Source organism: Tateyamaria pelophila, assembly GCF_019966495.1.
In the GTDB taxonomy this organism is placed as follows: Bacteria; Pseudomonadota; Alphaproteobacteria; order Rhodobacterales; family Rhodobacteraceae; genus Tateyamaria; species Tateyamaria pelophila.
The window spans coordinates 47,329-61,693 of sequence record NZ_JAIMIA010000022.1 but is presented as its reverse complement, the minus strand read 5'-3'; the positions used below and the strand labels follow the sequence as shown (position 1 = coordinate 61,693).

Sequence of the window (14,365 nt, the reverse complement as noted above, 5' to 3'; positions counted from 1 at the left end):
AGACGATGTCATCAAGCAGTACCTGGAATTACATTCCGACAAATGATGCCTCCGGCGTCAGCCGGTGGTCCTTCACTGCACGGTCTCCTCGACCTGTTTCGTTTTGCCTCTGCGTGCAGGTTGGCCTGCATCCATTACTCAGATCACACATGAAATGTGAAACCCGACCCTGAGGAGTGGGTACCTAAGATTTTTGTAAAAATCTAGCTAAAGGGGAGTTGCGATCAGGTTACCAGCCGCAACTGTTGCCTCGGAGCCGCGGTTCCCGAGGCCAGCGCGTCGTACGGATCCTCGGCAGAGAGCATCATGTCTACGACCTGGCGCAGCAATTGCCGCCGTCCTCTGGCGGAATAGAACCCGCCGGGCAGCTGGCTGGTTTCCAGCAAATAACGGCGGTAGTCCTTGTAGGCGCGATTGTCCGGACGGCTGGCACCTGCAAAAAATTCGGCCAATGGCTGATCGCTCACAAACTCCGGTTTGGCAAACACGGCGCGGCCAAAGACCTTGAGGGGTATGCCGCGCCACAGGACCTGTTGGGCCGCTGTCGAATTGACGGTCACGGCGCTGCGGGCATCGTTGAGCAATTGCGCAAGCTTGCCGCCGCGCACATAGTGCACCCGCCCTTGCAACCCGTGCGTGCGCATCAGAGTGCGGATGGTTCTGCGAATGGGCGCGCGGCCGTCCTCCAGGGGGTGGGCCTTGATCACCAGATGATGATGACCGGGCGCACCTTTGGCAAAGCCCTCTATGACCAGTTCGAGAAATTCGGTCATCGAGGTAAAGGGGGAATGTTCCTGAAAGCTGGAATCATGTTCCAGTTGGAGCAGAGCCAGGTGATATGGGAAGCCGCCATTCCGGATCCGAAACGTCGCCTGAATCCGGTCAATCGTATGAACCGGCATCAACAGAAGTCTTTGTAAATAAAGACGGAATTCCTTCGCTACGGTGGCCGCGCGATGCGGTTTGAAATTCTGGTACTCTGCGTTTCGAAACATGACGAACCAGTGATAGAGCGCTCCGTAGAACACGTGCTGGCGCATGTCACCCCAATGCCCGGGCGGCAGGGGCGCTTCCATATTGGACTGCGCCAATGCGATCTGCATCTCGGCCACGGACATCTCCATCAGGCGCGAATTGCCATTGGTGCCGCCGCGTTCATATGTGACCCAATAGGGACGCATGTAACCTTCCTCAAAAACGTGCACGGTGAGGCCTCGGCGCTTGGCTTCGGCCACGGCCTGGGCATGGATCGGACGGACATCGCCATAAAGCACGATATCGGTGACACCCTTGCTTTCCACCAGATTGGCGAAGGTGGCATTCCAGTCACCAGACGTTCCGCGGTAGGGGATGTAGCTGCGCGGATGAAACCAGAACGCGCGGTCACCGGCATTGAAGCCCACCCGCCAGACAGTGGAACCCGCCTTGCGCAGCATCTTGCCAAGGCGGTGAAAGAAGGGACCGTGCGGGCCCTGCAAAAACAAAAATACCCGAGAATGGGGTGCGTCCAGTGTCATCTTGTCCCTCAGGCGCGGCATGTCTCTATCCAAGATGTACATATAACGGGCAGGCATTTATGACCTGTGAACACGCAATGCGCAATGGGTCGACCTTGCCCTTGGGCCGCTGCCTCGCTACCTCAACGGGGATGCAACAAAGGATAGGGCCATGTTCACAGGCATTGTCACCGATATAGGCACCGTAACCGAATTGACGCAAGAAGGCGACTTGCGGGCCCGGATTGCCACCAGTTACGATACGTCCGGCATTGATATGGGGGCGTCGATTGCATCCGATGGGGTGTGTCTGACCGTCGTGGATCTTGGCCCCGATTGGTATGACGTGCAGATCAGCGCCGAGACGGTGTCGAAAACCAATCTGTCGGCATGGTCGTTGGGCAAACGCGTGAACCTTGAGCGTGCCTTGCGGGTGGGGGACGAGCTGGGCGGTCACATCGTGTCGGGACATGTGGACGGCGTTGCGGAAGTTGTATCGGTCGTGGATGAAGGCGACAGCACACGCGTGCAGTTACGCGCGCCGGAAGACCTTGCGCGGTTCATCGCACCCAAAGGATCGGTGGCGCTGAACGGCACGTCCTTGACGGTGAACGAGGTACAGGGTCCCGTTTTCGGCATCAATTTCATTCCGCATACCAAGGACGTGACCACGTGGGGGGACGTCGCTGTCGGCGATATGGTGAACCTGGAGATCGATACTCTCGCCCGCTACGTCGCGCGTCTGGCCGAGGTCGGGTGATCTGAAGGACAGGCCTTTGGCCTGACGACATTCTGGGCTGTGTTGCGCCGGGCCGCGCGCCGTAAGTGTCGCGGAGCCTTTTGCAAACCGACCCTTCGGGAAGGATTTTTTGGAACAGAGAAGCCGTGAACCATGTGCTTGAGCGCGGCGTCTCTCTGGTATTGCTGCGGTGCTTCCTTTATGGGGCACGAAACGTTGCCACAGGTGCCCCATGAGTTTTGAGACCCCAGGTCCGGTTGAGACAGATTTGGCGAACGCCATTTCCCCTATCGAAGAGATCATCGAAGAGGCCCGGATGGGCCGGATGTTCATTCTTGTGGATCATGAAGATCGTGAGAACGAAGGGGATCTTGTGATCCCGGCCAACTTTGCGACCCCGGAAGCGGTGAATTTCATGGCGACCCATGGCCGTGGCTTGATATGCGTGACCCTGCCGGCGCAACGGATCGAGGATCTTGGGTTGACGATGATGGCGACGCATAATTCCTCCCGCCATGAAACGGCGTTTACCGTGTCAATCGAAGCGCGTGAGGGCGTATCAACGGGCATTTCGGCGGCGGATCGGGCGCTGACCATTGCGACCGCCATCAATCCTCAGGCCACTGCGGCTGATATTGCGACCCCGGGTCACGTGTTTCCATTGCGGGCGCGCAAAGGCGGCGTTCTGGTGCGCGCGGGGCATACGGAGGCGGGCTGTGATGTGGCGCGTCTGGCAGGCCACTACCCCTCCAGCGTGATCTGCGAGATCATGAAGGAAGATGGCGAGATGGCGCGCCTGCCGGATCTTGTGGAATACGCCAAGACACATGACCTCAAGATCGGAACGATCTCGGATCTCATTTCCTATCGCCGCCGCTATGATAATCTTGTCGTAGAAACGGCCGCCCGTGACGTGACATCGCAGCACGGCGGCGCGTGGCACATGCGTATCTTTACCGATCAGACCTATGGCATTGAGCATGTGACCTTGTCCAAAGGCGATTTGACGACGGATGCGCCCGTTCTGGTGCGGACCCATGCCTTGACAGAGGTGACCGACATTCTCGGGCTGAGCGATAAGCCTGTCGGGGAGTTGCCGCGTGCGATGGAGATCATCGCCGAAGAGGGCCGCGGCGTCGTTTGCCTTTTTCGCGAACCGCGCAGCGCATTGTTTGCCGACGAGGAAGATGGCCCGCGGATCGTCAAGAACACTGGCCTCGGGGCCCAAATGCTGTCCAACTTGGGCCTGAGCCGCCTGATCCTGCTCACCGACAGCGCGAACACGAAGTATATGGGCCTGGACGCCTATGGTTTGGAAATCGTGGGCACGCGACCCATTCTTGGAGAGAGATGATGGCTTCTGTTGAACACCACGTGCTGGACCGTCCCAGCTTTGACACGCCCACCAAGCTGTTGATCGTGGTATCGCCCTATTACAAGGCGATTGCTGACAATCTGGTTGCCGGCGCCAAGGCCGAGATTGAAGCGGCGGGGGCCACCTGGGACCTGATCGAGATGCCCGGTGCGCTGGAGATCCCCACGGCCATCGGCATATCCGAGCGGATGTCGAATTTTGACGGTTACGTGGCCTTGGGGTGTGTCATTCGAGGCGAGACGACCCATTACGAGACCGTGTGCAATGACAGCAGCCGCGCCTTGCAATTGTTGGGCTTGCAAGGCCTGTGCATCGGCAATGGCATATTGACGGTCGAAAACATCGGTCAGGCTGATGTGCGCGCCGATCCGGCGGGACAGAACAAAGGCGGCGGTGCGGCCGCTGCGGCCTTGCACCTGATCGCGCTCAGCCGTAAGTGGGACGGCCAGAGCAAAGGCGTCGGCTTTAAACCCGCATCGGGTGACTATCAGCTGGCAGGCAAGACAGGATTCCGCACCACATGACCCTTTCGGGCAATCAAAAACGCAAGATGCGCTCGGCGGCGCGGCTTTATGCCGTGCAGGCCTTGTTTCAGATGGAGCAGTCGGCGCAGACCGTCGACCAGATCAAGGTCGAGTTCATGGATCACCGTTTTGGGGCGGTCTACGAGGGCGACGAGATGACGGAGGGCGATCCGACGCATTTTGCACGGGTGATGGAAGATGCGGTGAATTATCAGGCGCCGATCGATCAAATGACGGATCGCGCCTTGGTGGCCAAATGGCCCATCGCGCGCATCGACCCAACGTTGCGCGCCCTGTTTCGTGCCGCCGGAGCCGAGTTTCGCGATACAGGCATGCCGCCCAAGGTGGTGATCAACGAATATGTGGATGTCGCCCGCGCGTTTTTTCCGGATGGTAAAGAGCCGAAATTCGTCAACGCGGTGTTGGACCATATGGCCCGGGAAGCGCGGCCTGAGGCGTTTTGAAGACTTGTCCGCCCGGTTGTCTGATGGCCGTCATTGGCAAACCAGCCCTGCGGCGCTTCGCTGCGTTGTCTGCGCATATTGCGTGCGCTAGATTACGTTTATGAACGATGATGCCCCAAATCCTTTGATCCGTCTGTTTCTGAATGGCTTCGCGATCGGCCTGGCCCTATCGGCCTTGTTCGTCGTCATCTTGTGGGTGTCTGATTTTGGTGACATGGCCACTCGGGTCGCCCATAGCGGTGATGGCTTTTTGTTGCTGTTCATCCTGTGGTTTTCAAACGGCCTATTGTTCGGTGCTGTTCAAATCGGTTATTCGGTCTGGCAAATGGGTCGCGATACCTAAAACACGTCACACCAGGAGAGCGACCGATGCGCGCCATGCAAGTCATTGAATTGGGCCAACCCCTTGAATTGCGCGATGTTGAGACGCCTGATCCCTCGGCTGGTGAGGTGCTGGTGCGGATTCAGACCTGCGGGCTGAATTTCGGGGATCTTCTGATCGTCAAGGGAACCTATCAGGAAAAGCCCGCACTGCCGGCCACCATCGGGATGGAAATCTGCGGCGTTGTTGACGTGGTCGGGGCCGATGTCACCGGGCTTGCGGTGGGTCAGCGCGTGGCGGCCTATTGTGGCTTTGGCGGCTTGGCCGATTATGCAGCTTTGCCCGCCGATATCTGCGTTCCGATCCCGGATGTGATGTCGCCCGTGGACGCCGCTGCCTTTTTGATCGCATACGGCACCAGCCACGTGGCGCTGGACTACAAGGCGCATCTGCAACCTGGTGAGCGGTTGCTCGTTCTGGGGGCATCGGGGGGTGTGGGCCTGACCGCGGTAGAGCTTGGCAAGTTGATGGGGGCGGAGGTGATCGCCTGCGCCCGTGGTCCTGAAAAACTGGCCATTGCCAAGGCTGCCGGTGCGGATCACCTGCTGGACAGCGACACGGTTGACTTGCGCGCGGCGGTGAAAGCGCTGGGCGGAGCGGATGTCGTCTACGATCCGGTGGGCGGCGCTCTGTTCGATGCGGCCTTGCGCGCCTGTAATCCCGAGGCGCGGCTGCTGCCTCTTGGGTTTGCCAGTGGCACCGTGCCGCACATCCCGGCAAATATCTTGTTGGTGAAAAACCTGTCCGTTCTGGGATTTTACTGGGGAGGGTATATGCGCGTGAACCCAAAAGTGCTGACGGACAGTTTCGAAGTGCTGTTTGACTGGTACGCACAGGGCAGACTGAAGCCCCATGTCAGTCATGTTTTACCGCTGGAAGAAGTGAATACCGGATTGGACTTGCTGCGCAATCGTCACGCCACCGGCAAGGTGATCATCCAGATCGGAGGGTGACGTTTTCCGACACGGAAAACGGGCCGGAAAATGTGTCATTTTCCGCCTGCGCTAGTGGCGGGCCTTGATCTTCCCTCGCGCGACGACACGCGCTTTTTGACGTTCGCGCAGGAATACGAACAGACCTGAACCTAAAATCAGCGTGATGCCGATCCAGACTTCAAGCACCGGTATGTCGCCAAAAATCAAAAAGCCCCAGATCACGGCCAAGGGCAGACCGACATACTCAAACGGTGCGACCGTCGCCGCGTCTGCAAGCCGATACGCCTGGCTCAGGCAATATCCGATGATGGCCGAGTTTACGCCAAGGCCCGCAAAAACCCACATATCGCTATCTGCCGGCCAAACCCATGCGCGCAGCAGAAAGATAATTGATCTATTCGTTGCGTCTTCCGCAAATCGTCCATCACCCGCAATCAGATAGAATAGGATCGACGTGAAAATGAAGGTGGACTGAATGTACACCGCCATCGCGCTGGCCTTGCTTGCAACGCCGAGTTTGCGGGTCAGCAACTGGTTCATGGCGTAGGTCAGTGCCGACAAGAGCGGCAACAGCAACACAATCCGACTGACGTCCAACGCACTTGTATCCGCCCATGGCCTTTGCATGATAAGTACGCCGGCAAATCCGACGGCCACCGCTGTCAATCGCATTGGCCCGACTTTCTCTTTCAGAACGGGGATCGACAAGACCGTGATGAACAGGGGCGCTGCAAAAAACAGAGCCGTCGCATCTGCCAGCGGCAAGACAGCCAGCGCAACGAAGAACGTCATGTTTGCAATGACGATCAGCAGGCAACGCGTCGCGTGCAGCCAGGGCCGGTTTGTGCGCAAGATCCCCCATCCGCCTTCGAACTGAACAATCACGAGGCTGAAAAGAATGCCGATGCCAGAGCGTAGGAAGACGATCTCGTGCAGGGGATAGCCAGCCGATAGTTGTTTGATCAGCAAGTCGTTGATCGAAATGCAAAGCACACCGAAAAGAACGAACAGGATCGCGAGGCCAGGCACGTTTTGAGGGGTCGTAGTCATGGACATGACCTATCATGGCCTGCGCACCTGTCACGCATAATCGCAAGTGGCGCGTGCCCGTTTCCTGCGCTATGACGAAACCAAGACACCAAGGGAGCGCCACAATGAAAATGTCCGATACTCGCCAGATCGCCGCCGCACCATCCGATGTTTATGCCGCGTTGCTGAGCCCAGACGTCCTGAAATCCTGCGTGCCGGGTGCGACGGAAGTGTCGGGGGACCCGGAAAACGGGTTCGAGGCGACTGTCGTTCAAAAAGTGGGCCCTGTCAAAGCCACGTTCAAAGGCCAGGTCATCCTGTCCGAGATGATCGAAAACGAAAGCCTCACCATCACCGGCGAAGGCAAAGGCGGCGCGGCCGGTTTTGCCAAGGGTGGCGCGGTCGTCAAAATGTCGCCTTCCGAGGGGGGCACCGAACTCAGCTATGACGTCGAGGCGAAAGTGGGCGGAAAACTCGCTCAACTGGGCAGCCGCATCATTGATGGTTTTGCCAAGCGCATGGCGGATCAGTTCTTTGCAAATCTACAGGAAACGCTGGAAGGCTCTGCCGAGCCGGTTTCGGAAGACGCGGCAGCGGCTGATGCGCAGAAGGATGGCGCCAAAAAGGGATGGCTGGATCGCCTGAAGGGCAAAGACTGACGCCCACACGCACAGGAGCATGTGCAGCATCGCGCTGTTCGCGACGCTTGCGCTACGATAGCTATTGTACGCCACGCGTCGCGGAGGAAGCATGCCCACCATTCTCAGTATCAAAGATCTGCGCAAAACCTATGACAGCGGCTTCGAGGCGCTGAAAAGCGTTTCGCTGGACATCGAAGAGGGCGAAATCATTGCGCTGCTCGGCCCGAACGGGGCAGGCAAGACGACGCTGATCTCGACCATCTGCGGCATCACGATGCCGACTTCCGGCACGGTGACCGTCGCAGGCCATGACACGATCAAGGACTACCGCGCCGCCCGCAGTCTGATCGGCCTGGTCCCCCAGGAAATCGCATTGGAACCCTTTGGGCGGGTCATGAGCACCGTCCGTTTTTCCCGGGGTCTGTTTGGAAAGCCACGCGATGATGCGGCTGTCGCGGATATTCTCAAACGGCTGTCGCTTTGGGACAAGCGTGACAATCAGATACATGAGCTTTCCGGCGGAATGAAACGGCGCGTCCTGATCGCGAAGGCCTTGGCGCATGAGCCGCGCATTCTTTTCCTCGATGAACCGACGGCGGGTGTGGATGTGGAATTGCGCAAGGACATGTGGGCCATTGTCGAAAAACTGCGCGCGGACGGGGTTACGACGATTTTGACGACCCATTACATCGAAGAAGCCGAAGCCATCGCGGACCGTGTGGGCGTCATCGCCAATGGGGAAATCCTGCTGGTCGAGGACAAGGACAAGTTGATGGTGCGCATGGGCCAAAAGCAGCTCGACGTACAGTTGTCGGCCCAATTGAAACATATCCCCCAAGCGTTGACGAAATATGATCTGGATCTGAAGGATGAAGGTTGGACGCTGGTCTATCGCTATGACACCAAGGCAGAGCGCACGGGCATCACCCAGTTGCTGACCGATGTGTCCTCTGCCGGATTGCAGTTGCGCGACGTGGTCACACGGCAGTCCAGCCTTGAAGATATTTTCGTGTCACTCGTGCACAAGGATGCGGAGGACGCAGCATGAACTGGTCTGCGATCTGGGCGATCTATACCTTTGAAATGACGCGGTTCTTCAGGACGATTTCGCAGTCGCTCATCTCACCGGTGATATCGACATCGCTTTACTTCGTGGTCTTTGGCGCAGCCATTGGCAGCCGGATCGACGAGGTTGAAGGGGTGCAGTACGGCGCGTTCATCGTACCGGGGCTGATCATGCTGACGGTGATGACCCAGTCGATTTCCGCAGCGTCTTTCGGCATCTATTTCCCCAAATTCATCGGCACGATCTACGAAGTTCTGTCGGCGCCTATGAGCTTTCTTGAGATCGTGATGGGCTACGTGGGGGCGGCGGCCACAAAGGCGCTGTTCATCGGGGTCATCATCCTGATCACGTCGTTTTTCTTTGTCGATATCCAGATTGCCCATCCGCTGGCGATGGCGGCCTTTCTGGTTCTGACCTGCGTCAGTTTTGCGCTGTTTGGATTTATCATCGGGATCTGGGCAGGCAACTTCGAGCAGTTGCAAATGGTGCCGCTCCTGATCGTGACGCCGCTCGTGTTTCTGGGTGGATCGTTTTATTCAGTCTCGATGTTGCCGCCGGTCTGGCAGACCATCTCCATGTTCAATCCCGTCGTCTATCTGATATCCGGGTTCCGGTGGGCCTTTTTCGGCGTCGCAGATGTGCCGATCGCCCTGTCATTGCTGGCCATTGGCGGGTTCTCGGGGGTCTGCCTGGCGACGGTGTGGTGGATCTTCAAAAGTGGCTGGCGCATTCGGCAATGACGCCACGCCTGACAACTCGTTTGCCGGGCAGCCTTGTTTGTCACCATACTGCAATCTACATGGGCTGAGATGAAACGCTGGATCCCATTTATGAAATCTGACCCGACGGTGGCCGTTATTCGGCTGCAGGGGGTCATCGCTGGCGGCACACGTGGCACGCTGAACGACCAAGCCCTGGGCGCGGTCATCGAAAAGGCCTTCACGCGCGGCAAGCCTGTTGCAGTCGCGCTTGAGATAAATTCCCCCGGGGGCAGCCCCGTGCAATCGTCGCTGATCGGGTCTCGGATCCGGCGACTGGCCGAAGAAAAAGAGATCCCCGTGATCGCTTTCGTCGAAGATGTGGCCGCATCCGGCGGCTATTGGCTGGCCGCGGCCGCAGACGAGATTTACGCTGATCCGTCCTCTGTTGTGGGCTCCATCGGCGTGATTTCGGCCAGCTTCGGCGCGCATGAATTGCTGATCCGCCAAGGGGTCGAGCGGCGCGTCTATACAGCGGGCAAGTCGAAATCGATGCTGGATCCATTCAGCCCGGAAAAGCCCGAAGATGTGGCCCGCCTCAAGGGGTTGCTGCAGGACATTCACACGAATTTCATCGACCATGTGCAAACACGTCGCGCGGGCAAGCTCAATACAGACGCGGAATTGTTCACCGGCGAAGTCTGGCTTGCTAAAAGAGCCCAAGAGCTCGGCCTGATCGACGGGATCGGACACATCAAACCGATGCTCAAGGAGCGGTTTGGCGACAAGGTCCGGACACGCCGCTATGGCGTGCGCCGCCCGTTCCTGTCGCGGTTTGGCGCTCAAATGATGGATGATGCCATCGGTTCCATCGAAGAGCGGGCGGCCTACGCCCAGTTTGGACTGTAACGGATGATGACCAAGGTCGTAGTGCTGTTTCTGGTCTTCATGGGCGTTCTGGCCATGTTCGGAAAGCTGCATTGGATCGGGGGCAAGCGGTTGTCCTCGGCCAAATGCAGTTGTGGCAAGTACAGGATTGGCAAAGGCCCGTGCTCCTGCGGCAAGGATAAATCTTGATGGTCTCCCTTGTGCCGTGGGCATTAAGCACGCTGGGTCTGGTGATCCTGCTGCTGGCAGGGGACAGCCTTGTGCGGGGGGCGGTCAACTTGTCTTTGCGGTTGGGGGTGCCTGCGCTCATCGTCAGCCTGACGATTGTCGCGTTCGGCACATCGGCTCCGGAGTTGTTGATCGCCATTCAGGCGGTGATAGAAAATGCACCGGGGATCGCAATGGGCAATGTGGTTGGATCCAACACGGCCAACATTCTGATGGTTTTGGGGATCCCGGCGCTGCTGGCGACAATGCATACATCCGAATGCGACACGCGCAAAAGCTTTAACTACATGATCGCCGCGTCGGTGCTGTTTATTGCACTGGCCTATCGCGGCGTGTTCGACTGGATTGCGGCGATTGTGCTGTTGGGCGCTTTGGCGTTCGTTCTATACGATTCCGCGCGGGACGCGCGCGGTCACCGCGCTGCATGTGCAGCCAACACTGCCGAAGAAGACGAAATCGAAGGCGTCGACCCCGAATTGCCGGTCTGGAAGATCGCGCTGTTTCTGATCCTGGGCCTGGTCGGTCTGCCCTTGGGTGCCGCGCTGCTGGTCGACAACGCCACGATCATCGCCAAGACCTATGGCGTGAGCGATACGGTCATTGGTTTGACACTGGTGGCAATCGGCACATCCCTGCCAGAGCTTGCCACGACAGTCATGGCAGCACTGCGCCGCCAGGCGGATGTGGCCCTGGGGAATGTCATCGGGTCGAACATGTTCAACCTGCTCGCCATTGTCGGGATCGCAAGCCTGGTGGGGCCAATCCCCGTTGATCCCGAATTCCTTCGTTTCGATCTTTGGGTGATGTTGGGAGCGTCTGTTCTGCTCGCCCCATTTGTTTACATGGGCCGCGACATCACCCGAATGTGGGGTGTGATCTTGACGGGTCTCTATCTGGTCTATCTGGCTGTTCTACTGAGCTTTTGAAGGGGGACATCGAGATGACAGGCGCGCTTGTGACAGGGGCAGGGCATCGACTGGGCCGGGCCATGGCAGTCTATCTGGCCAAGCGCGGTCATGATGTGGCGGTTCACTATGCCAGTTCCGATCAAGGCGCGCAGGAGACGGTGGCCGAAATCGAAGCGTTGGGGGGACGCGCCGTGCCGCTGCAGGCCGATATGCTGGACGAAGACGCCACACAGAGCCTGTTTACGCGTGCGGTGGACGCATTGAAGTGTCCGGTGACGTGTCTCGTCAACAACGCCTCCATTTTCGAGCATGACAGCCTTGAGACGGCCACGAGAGCATCCTGGGACAGGCATATCGACAGCAATCTGCGCGCCCCGTTTATCCTGACGCAGGCGATGGCAGCCCAAGGGCTCGCGCCGACCTATGACGATATGGGCGAGCCTGTCGCAACCGGTCTGATCGTGAACATGGTAGACCAGCGGGTGCGCAAGCTGACGCCGGAGTTCATGACCTATACGCTGGCGAAGATGGGGCTGTGGGCGCTGACACAGACCAGCGCGCGGGCTCTGGCACCGTCGATCCGTGTCAACGCCATCGGTCCGGGGCCGACGCTGCAAGGTGCGCGCCAAAGCGCCGAACATTTTGCCAAGCAACGCGCAGCAACGGTGTTGGAGCGGGGCGCGAACCCGTCCGATATCGTCGCTGCGCTAGGCTATTTCCTCGACGCGCCTGCCGTTACAGGCCAGCTTTTGTGTGTGGATGGCGGTCAGCATCTGGCTTGGGAAACACCGGATGTGGTAGGCGTCGAATAGGTGACGTCGGGTGAGTTTTGCACCGGGTTAATCTTCGTTACAAATCTGTTACCAAAAGGTGTTTGTTTTCAGTGTCTTGCGCGAAGTTCATTATAATACCCATAAAAAACAAAGGCCTACAGATTAGCCTGTTTTTTAGGCAAGTTGATGAAGCGCTGGGAAAACAAGGGAAAATTCCATGAGGCGAGAACTTGTCCTTAGGTTTATCCACAGGAATCGTGGATGTCTCCGTCCTTGCACTGCGGGTCTAATCGGTGCAGCCACATCTCAGCGTAGAGTCGAATCGAATGGCGAACACTTCTGATTCAAAACCCCCTGCGGTTGAGGCCCCCGTGCCTGTCGGGCACGAGGTCATTCAGAGCTATCTGAAGACCATCGACAATTCGCCGGGCGTTTACCGGATGCTGGATCGCGAAAGCCGTGTCTTGTATGTGGGCAAGGCGCGCAACCTGCGCGCGCGGGTCTCGAACTATGCGCGCCCATCCGGTCACAGTGGTCGGATCGCGCGCATGATTTCGATGACGGCGTCGATGATGTTTCTGACCACCCGGACGGAAACAGAAGCGCTGTTGCTGGAACAGAACCTGATCAAACAGCTCAAACCCAAGTTCAACGTTTTGCTGCGCGACGACAAATCCTTTCCCAATATTCTGGTCACGGGCGACCACGCCTTTCCCCAGATCAAAAAGCACCGCGGTGCGAAAAAGGAAAAGGGCGCATATTACGGCCCGTTTGCCAGCGCGGGGGCCGTGAACCGCTCTCTGAACCAACTGCAACGAGTCTTTTTGCTGCGTAATTGTACCGATGCGATGTTCGAAAGCCGTACGCGCCCCTGCCTGCTCTATCAGATCAAACGCTGCTCCGGCCCCTGCGTCGGCCTGATCTCAAAGGATGACTATGCCCAAACCGTCAAGGACGCGGAACGCTTTCTGACGGGCAAGAGCACCGAAATTCAGGCCCGGTTGGCCGAGCAGATGCAGAAGGCGTCTGAAGACATGGAGTTTGAGCGTGCCGCCGCCTTGCGCGACCGCATTCGGGCCATGACTCAGGTTCAGACGGCACAGGGCATCAACCCGCGAAACGTCACTGAAGCCGACATTGTCGCCCTGCATCTTGAGCAGGGGCAGGCCTGCGTGCAGGTATTCTTCATCCGTGCGGGCCAAAACTGGGGCAACCGCGATTTCTATCCGCGTGTAGGGCCTGATGTGGACGCCGCCGAGGCGCTTGAGGCGTTTCTTGGCCAGTTCTATGACACCAAGGAACCACCGCGCCAGCTGATCCTGTCGAACGAGATCGAGAACCCGGATCTGATGGCCGATGCGCTGTCACAAAAGCTGGGCCGCAAGGTCGAATTGCTGGTGCCGCAACGGGGCGAAAAGGCCGAACTGGTCGACAGCGCGATGCGCAATGCCCGCGAAAGTCTGGCGCGCAAGATGTCGGAAACCGCGACACAGACCAAGTTGCTGAAAGGGTTGGCCGAAGCTTTTGATCTGCCCGATACGCCCACCCGTATCGAGGTCTACGACAATTCACATATCCAAGGCACGAACGCGGTTGGCGGTATGATCGTCGCGGGACCGGATGGATTTATCAAGAACAGCTATCGCAAGTTCAACATCAAGGGCGATGACCTGACCCCGGGGGACGACTTCGGGATGATGAAGGAGGTCCTGCACCGCCGCTTCAAACGCCTGCTGCGCGAAGATCCGGACCGCACCAGAGGCATGTGGCCCGATCTGCTGCTGATCGATGGTGGGGCAGGGCAGGTTTCTGCGGTGGCAGGGATCATGCGCGAACACGGCGTCGAAGACATCCCGATGGTTGGCGTGGCCAAAGGCATCGACCGGGATGCAGGTAAGGAAGAATTCCACCGCGTCGGCAAACGCCCCTTTGCGTTGCGTCACAATGATCCGGTGCTTTATTTCGTGCAGCGCATGCGGGACGAGGCGCACCGCTTTGCAATCGGCACCCACCGGGCCAAACGGGCCAAATCGAACATGGCCAATCCGCTGGATGACATTCCGGGCGTGGGGGCTGCGCGCAAGCGGTCCTTGCTGGCCCATTTCGGCTCCGCCAAAGCGGTGGCGCGTGCCAATCTTGCCGACTTGAAGGCGGTTGACGGTGTGTCAGAAGGGCTCGCGCAAAAAGTCTATGACTTTTTTCATGAACAGGGATAGGCC

At 58.3% G+C, this 14,365-nt stretch carries 16 protein-coding genes; 14 read left to right on the top strand and 2 right to left on the bottom strand.

All coding sequences use genetic code 11. The annotated features are described in order from the left end of the window. Nucleotides 1–224: 224 nt before the first annotated feature. Nucleotides 225–1,538: a capsule biosynthesis protein gene (locus LC354_RS09575; protein ID WP_399203284.1), complete on the bottom strand. Its 1,314-nt coding sequence runs from the start codon at nt 1,536–1,538 to the stop codon at nt 225–227. A 130-nt stretch (nt 1,539–1,668) separates the two neighbouring features. Here LC354_RS09575 and LC354_RS09570 point away from each other — a divergent pair, with 130 nt between their 5' ends. The 6 genes from LC354_RS09570 (at nt 1,669) to LC354_RS09545 (ending at nt 5,933) form a co-directional block, all read left to right on the top strand. Continuing rightward, the gene (locus LC354_RS09570; protein WP_223423273.1) at nt 1,669–2,256 is read left to right on the top strand and encodes a riboflavin synthase; all 588 of its coding nucleotides are present in this window, start codon (nt 1,669–1,671) and stop codon (nt 2,254–2,256) included. A gap of 211 nt (nt 2,257–2,467) precedes the next feature. Continuing rightward, nucleotides 2,468–3,589 (top strand): 3,4-dihydroxy-2-butanone-4-phosphate synthase, encoded by a 1,122-nt coding sequence (gene ribB / locus LC354_RS09565; protein ID WP_223423271.1) that lies wholly within the window; start codon nt 2,468–2,470, stop codon nt 3,587–3,589. Next, on the top strand, nt 3,586–4,134 hold the full coding sequence (locus LC354_RS09560; RefSeq protein WP_223423269.1) for a 6,7-dimethyl-8-ribityllumazine synthase: 549 nt from the start codon (nt 3,586–3,588) through the stop codon (nt 4,132–4,134). Before ribB ends, LC354_RS09560 begins: the two co-directional genes overlap by 4 nt. Then, entirely contained in the window at nt 4,131–4,598 is a 468-nt protein-coding gene (gene nusB, locus LC354_RS09555; RefSeq protein WP_223423268.1) for a transcription antitermination factor NusB, read from the top strand. Before LC354_RS09560 ends, nusB begins: the two co-directional genes overlap by 4 nt. Before the next feature lie 100 nt (nt 4,599–4,698). Beyond that, nucleotides 4,699–4,941, top strand: a complete 243-nt coding sequence (locus tag LC354_RS09550; RefSeq protein ID WP_223423266.1) for a hypothetical protein — start codon at nt 4,699–4,701, stop codon at nt 4,939–4,941. A 26-nt stretch (nt 4,942–4,967) separates the two neighbouring features. Next, the gene (locus tag LC354_RS09545) at nt 4,968–5,933 is read left to right on the top strand and encodes an NADPH:quinone oxidoreductase family protein (protein ID WP_223423264.1); all 966 of its coding nucleotides are present in this window, start codon (nt 4,968–4,970) and stop codon (nt 5,931–5,933) included. A 51-nt stretch (nt 5,934–5,984) separates the two neighbouring features. Here the strand turns inward: LC354_RS09545 and LC354_RS09540 are convergent, their stop codons facing one another. Then, complete coding sequence (locus LC354_RS09540) at nt 5,985–6,965, bottom strand: DMT family transporter (RefSeq protein WP_223423263.1); 981 nt, start codon at nt 6,963–6,965, stop codon at nt 5,985–5,987. 104 nt (nt 6,966–7,069) lie between these two features. On the opposite strand from LC354_RS09540, the gene LC354_RS09535 reads away from it, so the two are divergent. The 8 genes from LC354_RS09535 to uvrC all read left to right on the top strand — a co-directional run bounded on the left by LC354_RS09535 (nt 7,070) and on the right by uvrC (nt 14,362). Further along, nucleotides 7,070–7,603, top strand: coding sequence for a CoxG family protein (locus LC354_RS09535; protein WP_223423261.1), 534 nt, complete (start codon nt 7,070–7,072; stop codon nt 7,601–7,603). A 91-nt stretch (nt 7,604–7,694) separates the two neighbouring features. Beyond that, nucleotides 7,695–8,633, top strand: a complete 939-nt coding sequence (locus tag LC354_RS09530; RefSeq protein ID WP_223423259.1) for an ABC transporter ATP-binding protein — start codon at nt 7,695–7,697, stop codon at nt 8,631–8,633. After that, on the top strand, nt 8,630–9,391 hold the full coding sequence (locus tag LC354_RS09525; RefSeq protein WP_223423258.1) for an ABC transporter permease: 762 nt from the start codon (nt 8,630–8,632) through the stop codon (nt 9,389–9,391). Before LC354_RS09530 ends, LC354_RS09525 begins: the two co-directional genes overlap by 4 nt. A 69-nt stretch (nt 9,392–9,460) precedes the next feature. Then, on the top strand, nt 9,461–10,258 hold the full coding sequence (locus LC354_RS09520; RefSeq protein WP_223423256.1) for a S49 family peptidase: 798 nt from the start codon (nt 9,461–9,463) through the stop codon (nt 10,256–10,258). A 3-nt stretch (nt 10,259–10,261) separates the two neighbouring features. After that, on the top strand, nt 10,262–10,426 hold the full coding sequence (locus tag LC354_RS09515; protein WP_223423254.1) for a hypothetical protein: 165 nt from the start codon (nt 10,262–10,264) through the stop codon (nt 10,424–10,426). Then, nucleotides 10,426–11,391, top strand: coding sequence for a calcium/sodium antiporter (locus LC354_RS09510; protein WP_223423280.1), 966 nt, complete (start codon nt 10,426–10,428; stop codon nt 11,389–11,391). The genes LC354_RS09515 and LC354_RS09510 overlap by 1 nt, the downstream gene beginning before the upstream one ends. 14 nt (nt 11,392–11,405) lie before the next feature. After that, on the top strand, nt 11,406–12,185 hold the full coding sequence (locus LC354_RS09505) for an SDR family oxidoreductase (RefSeq protein WP_223423253.1): 780 nt from the start codon (nt 11,406–11,408) through the stop codon (nt 12,183–12,185). Between the two features lie 287 nt (nt 12,186–12,472). Then, a complete protein-coding gene (gene uvrC, locus LC354_RS09500) occupies nt 12,473–14,362 on the top strand; it encodes an excinuclease ABC subunit UvrC (RefSeq protein WP_223423251.1) in 1,890 nt (629 codons plus the stop codon). Nucleotides 14,363–14,365 lie beyond the last annotated feature (3 nt).

What these genes read in the sequence shown, in the direction of transcription:
- LC354_RS09575 (WP_399203284.1), bottom strand. Translation starts at nt 1,538, where the DNA reads ATGCCGCGCCTGAGGGACAAGATGACACTGGACGCACCCCATTCTCGG.
- LC354_RS09570 (WP_223423273.1), top strand. Translation starts at nt 1,669, where the DNA reads ATGTTCACAGGCATTGTCACCGATATAGGCACCGTAACCGAATTGACG.
- ribB (WP_223423271.1), top strand. Translation starts at nt 2,468, where the DNA reads ATGAGTTTTGAGACCCCAGGTCCGGTTGAGACAGATTTGGCGAACGCC.
- LC354_RS09560 (WP_223423269.1), top strand. Translation starts at nt 3,586, where the DNA reads ATGATGGCTTCTGTTGAACACCACGTGCTGGACCGTCCCAGCTTTGAC.
- nusB (WP_223423268.1), top strand. Translation starts at nt 4,131, where the DNA reads ATGACCCTTTCGGGCAATCAAAAACGCAAGATGCGCTCGGCGGCGCGG.
- LC354_RS09550 (WP_223423266.1), top strand. Translation starts at nt 4,699, where the DNA reads ATGAACGATGATGCCCCAAATCCTTTGATCCGTCTGTTTCTGAATGGC.
- LC354_RS09545 (WP_223423264.1), top strand. Translation starts at nt 4,968, where the DNA reads ATGCGCGCCATGCAAGTCATTGAATTGGGCCAACCCCTTGAATTGCGC.
- LC354_RS09540 (WP_223423263.1), bottom strand. Translation starts at nt 6,965, where the DNA reads ATGACTACGACCCCTCAAAACGTGCCTGGCCTCGCGATCCTGTTCGTT.
- LC354_RS09535 (WP_223423261.1), top strand. Translation starts at nt 7,070, where the DNA reads ATGAAAATGTCCGATACTCGCCAGATCGCCGCCGCACCATCCGATGTT.
- LC354_RS09530 (WP_223423259.1), top strand. Translation starts at nt 7,695, where the DNA reads ATGCCCACCATTCTCAGTATCAAAGATCTGCGCAAAACCTATGACAGC.
- LC354_RS09525 (WP_223423258.1), top strand. Translation starts at nt 8,630, where the DNA reads ATGAACTGGTCTGCGATCTGGGCGATCTATACCTTTGAAATGACGCGG.
- LC354_RS09520 (WP_223423256.1), top strand. Translation starts at nt 9,461, where the DNA reads ATGAAACGCTGGATCCCATTTATGAAATCTGACCCGACGGTGGCCGTT.
- LC354_RS09515 (WP_223423254.1), top strand. Translation starts at nt 10,262, where the DNA reads ATGATGACCAAGGTCGTAGTGCTGTTTCTGGTCTTCATGGGCGTTCTG.
- LC354_RS09510 (WP_223423280.1), top strand. Translation starts at nt 10,426, where the DNA reads ATGGTCTCCCTTGTGCCGTGGGCATTAAGCACGCTGGGTCTGGTGATC.
- LC354_RS09505 (WP_223423253.1), top strand. Translation starts at nt 11,406, where the DNA reads ATGACAGGCGCGCTTGTGACAGGGGCAGGGCATCGACTGGGCCGGGCC.
- uvrC (WP_223423251.1), top strand. Translation starts at nt 12,473, where the DNA reads ATGGCGAACACTTCTGATTCAAAACCCCCTGCGGTTGAGGCCCCCGTG.